We start from the raw sequence: 7,146 nt of genomic DNA, 5'->3' as shown, positions 1-7,146 counted from the left end.
CGGAAGTTAAGCCCTCCAGCGCCGAAGGTACTGCAGTCGAGAGGCTGTGGGAGACTAGGACGCCGCCGGACTACTACTCACGACGAGGGGTCACCCATCCGGGTGGCCCCTCGTTGCATTTCCACCGAGGACCAGGAGAACGACCCCCATGGCCGACCAGAAGCGACCGTCGGGGCCCAGTGGGCCCGGCCGCGACCGGAAGGGCTCGAGGCCCCCGCAGCGCGGTGGTCGAGGTGCGCCCCAGGGCGCCGGCCAGCGTCGTGGTGGTCCGTCGCGTGACGACAGGGCCCCCCGCGAGGACCGCGCTCCGCGCACGGTCGACCAGGCGACGTACGACGGTCCCCCGATCCCGGAGGACGTCAGCGCCAAGGAGCTCGACCCGTCGGTGACCTCCCAGCTCAAGGGTCTGCCCGAGAAGCTCGCGGCGCGCGTCGCGCGGCACCTCGCGGCGGCCCAGCGACTGGTCGAGGAGGACCCGGAGACGGCGTACAAGCACACGCAGGCCGCCCGGGCCCGTGCGGCCCGTCTGGCGGTGGTGCGTGAGGCCAACGGCGAGGCGGCCTACGCGTCCGGCCACTACGAGGAGGCGCTGGCCGACCTGCGGGCGGCCAAGCGCATGAACGGCGCGACCGCCTACCTGCCGATCATGGCGGACTGCCACCGTGCCCTCGGCCGCGCCGACCAGGCGCTCAAGCTGGCGCAGAGCCCCTCGGTGAAGAACTTCGCGCCCGCGGCCAAGGCCGAGATGACGCTGGTCGAGTCCGGCGCCCGCCGCGACCAGGGTCAGCTCGACGCCGCCCTGCGGGTGCTCGAGCTGGCGCCGTTGGCCTCCAAGAACCGTGAGGCCTGGGTCGTGCGGCTGCGTTACGCGTACGCCGACACCCTCGAGGCCGCAGGCCGGGACGAGGAGGCGCTCGCCTGGTTCCACCGGACCATGGCGATCGACGGTGACGAGCTCACCGACGCCGAGAAGCGCGCCGGCGCGCTGGAGGCGCGCCAGCGGGGCTGAGGACTGGCGGTGGCGCCATCCGTGCGTCACAATGACACCAGCGACACCACAAGTTCACACGCGTCACCGACGGATCACTTCACCGTCCTGTTCGAGTCCGCTGGGGAAGGCGTACCTCGACGCCGGAGGAGAAGGAGACGACAGTGACCACACGTATCCCCACGCGACCCGCGTCCGGTCCGGCGACCCGCGGAGTCCTGTTCGTGCACGCCTCGCCCACGGCGTTGTGCCCGCACGTCGAGTGGGCAGCCGCCGGTGTGCTCGGCGCTGCCGTGAGCATCGAGTGGATCGTCCAGCCGGCGCAACCCGGCACCCAGCGCGGTGAGCTCTCCTGGAGCGGTCCTGCCGGCACGGCGGCCGCCATCACGTCCTCGCTGCGCGGCTGGGAGCACCTGCGCTTCGAGGTGACCGAGGAGGCGACGTCCTCCACGGAGGGCGGGCGCTGGTCGTACACACCCTCCCTGGGGGTCTTCCACGGCGTGACCGGCCTGCACGGTGACCTCATGATCCCCGAGGACCGGCTCAAGGCCGCCGCCGTCAAGGCGTCGCTGGGCGACGTCTCCCTCGCCGACGAGCTCGACCGCCTGCTCGGCAAGCCCTGGGACGACGAGCTCGAGACCTTCCGGCGTGCCGGCGACGGCGCCCCCGTGCGCTGGCTGCACCACGTGGTCTGAGCCCCTCTCCTCTCCTCGCACGTACAAGGAGGCCGGCCCCCACGGGGTCCGGCCTCCTTCGCGCGTCCTGGCGCCGGTGCCCTACAGGGGGATGTTCCCGTGCCGGCCCCGGCGCACCCCGTCACGACGGACGCAGTCCGCGATCGCACGGGCGAGCGCGGACCGGGTCACGGCGGGCTCGACGACCTCGTCGACGACACCGATCTCGATGGCGCGCTCGACGCCGCCGGCGATCTTCTCGTGCTCGGCCGCCAGCTCGGCCTCGACCTGCGGCCGGATGTCCGGCGTGACGTCGGCCAGCCGCCGGCGGTGGAGGATCCGCACCGCGGCGACCGCACCCATCACGGCGACCTCGGCGCCCGGCCAGGCGAAGACCCGGGTGGCGCCCAGGGAGCGGGCGTTCATGGCGATGTAGGCGCCGCCGTACGTCTTGCGGGTCACCAGGGTGACCCGGGGGACGACGCACTCGCCGAAGGCGTGCAGCAGCTTCGCGCCCCGTCGGACGACGCCGTCCCACTCCTGGCCGACACCGGGCAGGTAGCCGGGCACGTCGACGACCACGACGAGGGGGACACCGAAGGCGTCGCAGAGGCGCACGAAGCGTGACGCCTTCTCCGCCGACAGGGAGTCGAGGCAGCCCCCGAGGCGCAGCGGGTTGTTGGCGACCACGCCGACGGTGCGTCCGCCGAGGCGACCGAGCGCGGTCACGATGTTCGGCGCCCAGCGGGCGTGCAGCTCCTGCGTCGTGCCCGTGTCGAGGATCGACTCGACCAGCGGGTGGACGTCGTACGCCCGCTTGCGGTTCTCGGGCAGCTCGGCGGCGAGGTCGCGGTCCTCGACGTCGTCGACCTCCAGCGAGCCCTGGGTGCCGAGCAACGAGGTGATGGTGCGGGCGCGCTCGAGCGCCTCCGTCTCGGACTCCGTCAGCACGTGGACGACGCCGGACCGGCGCCCGTGGGGCTCGGGGCCGCCGAGGCGCAGCATGTCGACGTCCTCGCCCGTCACCGAGCGGACCACGTCGGGCCCGGTCACGAAGATCCGGCCCTCGGGGCCGAGGATCACGACGTCGGTCAGCGCCGGGCCGTACGCCGCGCCGCCCGCGGCGGGCCCCAGGACGACCGAGACCTGCGGCACCACGCCGGAGGCCTGGGTCATGGCCTGGAAGATCTCGCCCACGGCGTGCAGCGACAGCACGCCCTCCGCGAGCCGGGCGCCGCCGGAGTGCCACAGGCCGATGATCGGGGCGTTGTCCGTCATGGCGCGGTGGTAGGCCTTCACGACCACGCCGCAGCCGTCCACGCCCATCGCGCCGCCCATGACGGTCGCGTCCGAGCTGAAGGCCACGACGCGGGTGCCGTGGACCGTGCCGACGGCGGCGACCATCCCGGAGTCGTCGTCCGGGGTGATGAGGTCCAGCGTGCCCTCGTCGAGCAGGGCGCGCAGCCGGGTGACCGGGTTGCGGGGGTCCTGGTCGCGGGGGAGCTTCTCCCGCTTGCCCGAGGGCGGGGCGGGCGGGGCGGTCGGGGTCTGGGTCATCACACGCTCCGGAAGGCGATCGCGACGTTGTGGCCGCCGAAACCGAACGAGTTGTTCATGGCGACGAGGTCACCGGCGGGCAGGTCGCGGTTCTTGTCCGCGATGTCGAGGCCGACGTCCTCGGGGTCGTCGAGGTTGATCGTGGCCGGGACGACGCGGTGGTGCAGGGCCAGGACGGTGGCGACCGACTCCAGGGCACCGGCGGCACCGAGCAGGTGGCCGGTGAGCGACTTGGTGGACGTCACGACGACCTGGTCGGACCGGTCGCCGAGGGCCGTGCGGATGGCGAGGGCCTCGGCCACGTCGCCCTGGGGCGTCGAGGTGGCGTGGGCGTTGATGTGGACGACGTCGGCGGGGGAGAGGTCGTTCTCCTCCAGCGCGCGCCGCATCGCCCGCGTGGCGCCGGCCCCGGCGGGGTCCGGCTGCGCGATGTCGTGGGAGTCGGCCGTCACCGCGGCACCCGCGGCCTCGGCGTACACCCGCGCGCCGCGGGCCTCGGCGTGGGCCGCGGACTCGAGCACGAGGGCGCCCGCGCCCTCGCCGAGGACGAAGCCGTCCCGGCCCTTGTCCCAGGGCCGCGAGGCCGCCTCGGGGTCGTCGTTGCGGCGCGAGAGCGCCATCATCTGGCCGAACGCCGCCATCGGCAGCGCGTGGATGGCGGCCTCGGTGCCGCCGACCACGACGACGTCGGCGCGACCGAGCCGGATCAGGTCGATCCCCAGCGCGATGGACTCGTTGCCCGCCGCGCAGGCGGAGACCGGGGTGTGGACGCCCGCCCGGGCGCCCAGGGCGAGCCCGACCGCAGCGGAGGGGCCGTTCGGCATCAGCATGGGGATCGCGAGCGGGGAGACCCGCCGCGGGCCCTTGGCCACCAGGTTGTCGTAGTTCGACAGCAGGGTGGTCACGCCACCGATGCCCGAGGCCATGGCGACGGCCAGGCGCTCCGGCTCCACGCCGGAGGCCGACGCGTCGACGTCCTCGGGCTCGGCCTTCGGGTCGGGGACGCTGAAGCCGGCGTCACGCCAGGCCTCCAGGGCGGCCACCACGGCGAACTGACCCGAGCGGTCCATCCGCCGCGCCTTGACGCGGTCGAGGACCTCGGAGGGCTCCACCGCGACGCGCGCGGCGATCCTCGCGTTCAGCTGCTCGGCCCACTCCTCCTCGAGCAGGCGGACCCCGGAGCGGCCCTCGATCAGGGCGCTCCAGGTGCTGGGGACGTCACCACCGACGGGGCTCGTGACCCCGAGTCCGGTGACGACGACACGGGTGTTCGACATGCGGGTTCCTCCTGGGGGGCCGGGCGCTCGCTGCGGTCGGGCTGGGTGGTCTCAGCCCTTGGCGTTCTCGATGAAGGCGACGGCGTCACCGACGGTCTTGAGGTTCTTGACCTCCTCGTCGGGGATGGTCACGCCGAACTTCTCCTCGGCGGCCACGACGACCTCCACCATCGACAGGGAGTCGACGTCGAGGTCGTCGACGAAGGACTTGTCGAGCTGGACGTCCTCGGTGGGGATGCCGGCGACCTCGTTGACGATCTCGGCGAGGTCGGAACGGATCTCTTCGGTGCTGGCCACGGGGGCCTCCTTCTTCTGTGGGTGGTGCTTGTGGGTGGTCTGGGGTGCCGGTCGGCACCGGGGCGGCGTCCGGGGCTGCCGGACGCCGGTCCTCACGGGACGACGACGACCTGGGCGGCGTACGCCAGGCCTGCGCCGAACGCGACGAGCAGGGCCAGGTCGCCCGTGCTCGCCTCGCCCTCGTCCTTCATGCGGTCGAGGGCCAGGGGGATCGAGGCCGCCGAGGTGTTGCCCTGCTCGGCGATGTCGCGCGCGATGCGGACCGACGCGGGGAGCTTCATGGAGCGCGCCATGGCGTCGGTGATCCGCATGTTCGCCTGGTGGGGGACGAAGACGTCGAGGTCCTCGACGGAGACGCCGGCCCGGTCGAGGGCCTGCTGGGCGATCTTCGCCATCGCGAACGACGCCCAGCGGAACACCGCGGCGCCCTGCATCACCAGGTGCGGCATGCGCGGCTCGGGATCCTTGATGACGTCGCGCCAGTCCTGGCGCGAGCGGATCAGGTCGTACTGCTCGCCGTCGGAGCCCCACACGACCGGGCCGATGCCCGGCGTCTCGCTGGGTCCCACGACGACGGCGCCGGCCCCGTCGGCGAAGATGAACGCGGAGCCGCGGTCCGTCGGGTCGGTGATCTCGGAGAGCCGCTCGGCACCGACGACCAGCACGTGGCGGGCCGACCCGGAGCGGATCATGTCGTTGGCCATCGCCACGCCGTGGCAGAAGCCGGCGCAGGCCGCCGAGACGTCGAACGCCGCGGCCTGGTCGGTGCCGAGCTCGTGGGCCACCAGGGTGGCGACCGCGGGCGTCTGCATCATGTGGCTGACGGTGGCGACGACGACGCAGTCGATCTGGCGGGCGTCGACGCCGGCGTCGGCGAGGGCGCGGCGCGAGGCCTCGACCGACATCATCTGCAGGGTCTCGTCCTCGGTCGACCACCGACGCTCGCGGATGCCGGAGCGCTGCTGGATCCACTCGTCGCTCGAGTCGATGGCCCCGACGATCTCGGAGTTGGGGACGACGCGGCTCGGTCGGTAGGACCCGAGACCCAGCAGGGCGGCGTACGGCGCGCCCGGGGCGATCTCGATCGCGGCCATCAGGACCCGCTCTCCGGGTGCAGGCGCAGCAGCGGCTGGCCCGGGGCGACGGGGTCCTGGTCCTCGACCAGCCACTCGACGACCTGGCCGCCGTGCGTGGCGCCCACCGGGAACCGGTCGCGCAGGCTGGCGATCTCGCCGACCGGGGCGCCGGCGGTGAGCAGGTCGCCCTCCGCGAGGCCCTCGGTGCGGTGGAAGGTGCCCTTCCCGGGCGCCACGACCATCCGCCAGGTCGGCGAGGAGTCCAGCGGGGAGGCGTCGCCGTGCTTCTCGCAGAACGCGCGGGCGTCGTCCAGCTGGTCCGGGGTCTTGAGCGCGAAGGTCTCGACGCCCTTCATGGCGCGCTTCGCGATGCCGGTGAGCGTGCCGGCCGGGGGCATCTCGAGCATCCCGGTGACGCCCAGGTCGAGCATCGCGTCCATGCAGAGGTCCCAGCGCACCGGCGCGGCGATCTGGCCGACGAGCCGGGCCAGGACGTCGCGGCCGTCGTGCACGACCATGCCGTCGCGGTTGGAGATCAGCGCCGTGCGGGGGTCGTGGGTCGAGACCGCCTGGGCCAGCGACGCCATGTGCCCCACCGCAGGCGCCATGTGCTCGGTGTGGAACGCCCCGGCCACCGACAACGGGGTCAGCCGCGCCTTGGCGGGCGGGTCGGCGGCGAGCGCCTCGAGCTGCGCCATCGTGCCCGCAGCGACCACCTGGCCGTCCGCGTTCACGTTCGCGGGGGTGAGGCCGTGCTTCTCGAGCGTCGCGAGGACCTCCTCGCGCACGCCGCCCAGCACGGCGGTCATCCCGGTCGGGGTGGCCTTCGCCGCCTCCGCCATCGCGCGGCCGCGCTCGCGGACCAGGACCATCGCCTGCTCGGCGCTCAGCACGCGCGCACCGGCGGCGGCGGTCAGCTCGCCGACGCTGTGGCCGGCGACGGCACCGATGCGACCGAAGGCGTCCGCCGGGTGGGGGAACAGCTCGAGGGCCGCGACGAGGCCGGAGGCGACCAGCAGCGGCTGGGCGATCTCGGTGCGGCGGATGGTCTCGGCGTCGGAGACGGTCCCGTGGGTGACCAGGTCGATCCCGGCGACGGTCGAGAGCCACTCGAAGCGGGCCTTGAAGGTGGGGTCCTCCAGCCATGGCTCGAGGAATCCGGGGCTCTGGGCCCCCTGACCGGGCGCGACGATGACCAGCACACGTTCAGCCTGACGGGCGGGGAGCCCCGACCTCGCCTCCACCACGCACCAACATCACCGGCGCGGCGTTGTCGG

Annotated in this window: 7 protein-coding genes; 2 read left to right on the top strand and 5 right to left on the bottom strand. The window is 73.6% G+C overall.

Features of this window, described 5'->3' with window-relative positions; translation table 11 throughout:
- Window positions 1–148 precede the first annotated feature (148 nt).
- Together Q0858_RS18420 and Q0858_RS18415 are read left to right on the top strand one after the other, a co-directional pair.
- Window positions 149–1,009, top strand: coding sequence for a tetratricopeptide repeat protein (locus Q0858_RS18420; RefSeq protein ID WP_299057582.1), 861 nt, complete (start codon window positions 149–151; stop codon window positions 1,007–1,009).
- 143 nt (window positions 1,010–1,152) lie between these two features.
- Complete coding sequence (locus tag Q0858_RS18415) at window positions 1,153–1,683, top strand: DUF3145 domain-containing protein (RefSeq protein WP_299057580.1); 531 nt, start codon at window positions 1,153–1,155, stop codon at window positions 1,681–1,683.
- 81 nt (window positions 1,684–1,764) lie between these two features.
- Here the strand turns inward: Q0858_RS18415 and Q0858_RS18410 are convergent, their stop codons facing one another.
- The 5 genes from Q0858_RS18410 to Q0858_RS18390 form a co-directional block, all read right to left on the bottom strand.
- Window positions 1,765–3,219 (bottom strand): carboxyl transferase domain-containing protein, encoded by a 1,455-nt coding sequence (locus tag Q0858_RS18410; protein ID WP_299057578.1) that lies wholly within the window; start codon window positions 3,217–3,219, stop codon window positions 1,765–1,767.
- Window positions 3,219–4,496, bottom strand: coding sequence for a beta-ketoacyl-ACP synthase II (locus Q0858_RS18405; protein ID WP_299057576.1), 1,278 nt, complete (start codon window positions 4,494–4,496; stop codon window positions 3,219–3,221). Before Q0858_RS18405 ends, Q0858_RS18410 begins: the two co-directional genes overlap by 1 nt.
- A 51-nt stretch (window positions 4,497–4,547) precedes the next feature.
- Complete coding sequence (locus Q0858_RS18400; RefSeq protein WP_299057575.1) at window positions 4,548–4,793, bottom strand: acyl carrier protein; 246 nt, start codon at window positions 4,791–4,793, stop codon at window positions 4,548–4,550.
- A 92-nt stretch (window positions 4,794–4,885) separates the two neighbouring features.
- The gene (locus Q0858_RS18395) at window positions 4,886–5,887 is read right to left on the bottom strand and encodes a beta-ketoacyl-ACP synthase III (protein WP_299057572.1); all 1,002 of its coding nucleotides are present in this window, start codon (window positions 5,885–5,887) and stop codon (window positions 4,886–4,888) included.
- Complete coding sequence (locus Q0858_RS18390; protein ID WP_299057571.1) at window positions 5,887–7,071, bottom strand: acyltransferase domain-containing protein; 1,185 nt, start codon at window positions 7,069–7,071, stop codon at window positions 5,887–5,889. The genes Q0858_RS18395 and Q0858_RS18390 overlap by 1 nt, the downstream gene beginning before the upstream one ends.
- Between the last annotated feature and the right edge of the window lie 75 nt (window positions 7,072–7,146).

The organism is uncultured Nocardioides sp. (assembly GCF_947489365.1).
GTDB lineage: Bacteria > Actinomycetota > Actinomycetes > Propionibacteriales > Nocardioidaceae > Nocardioides.
Note: the sequence above shows the minus strand (reverse complement) of the source record. Positions and strands in the feature narration are given on the sequence as shown.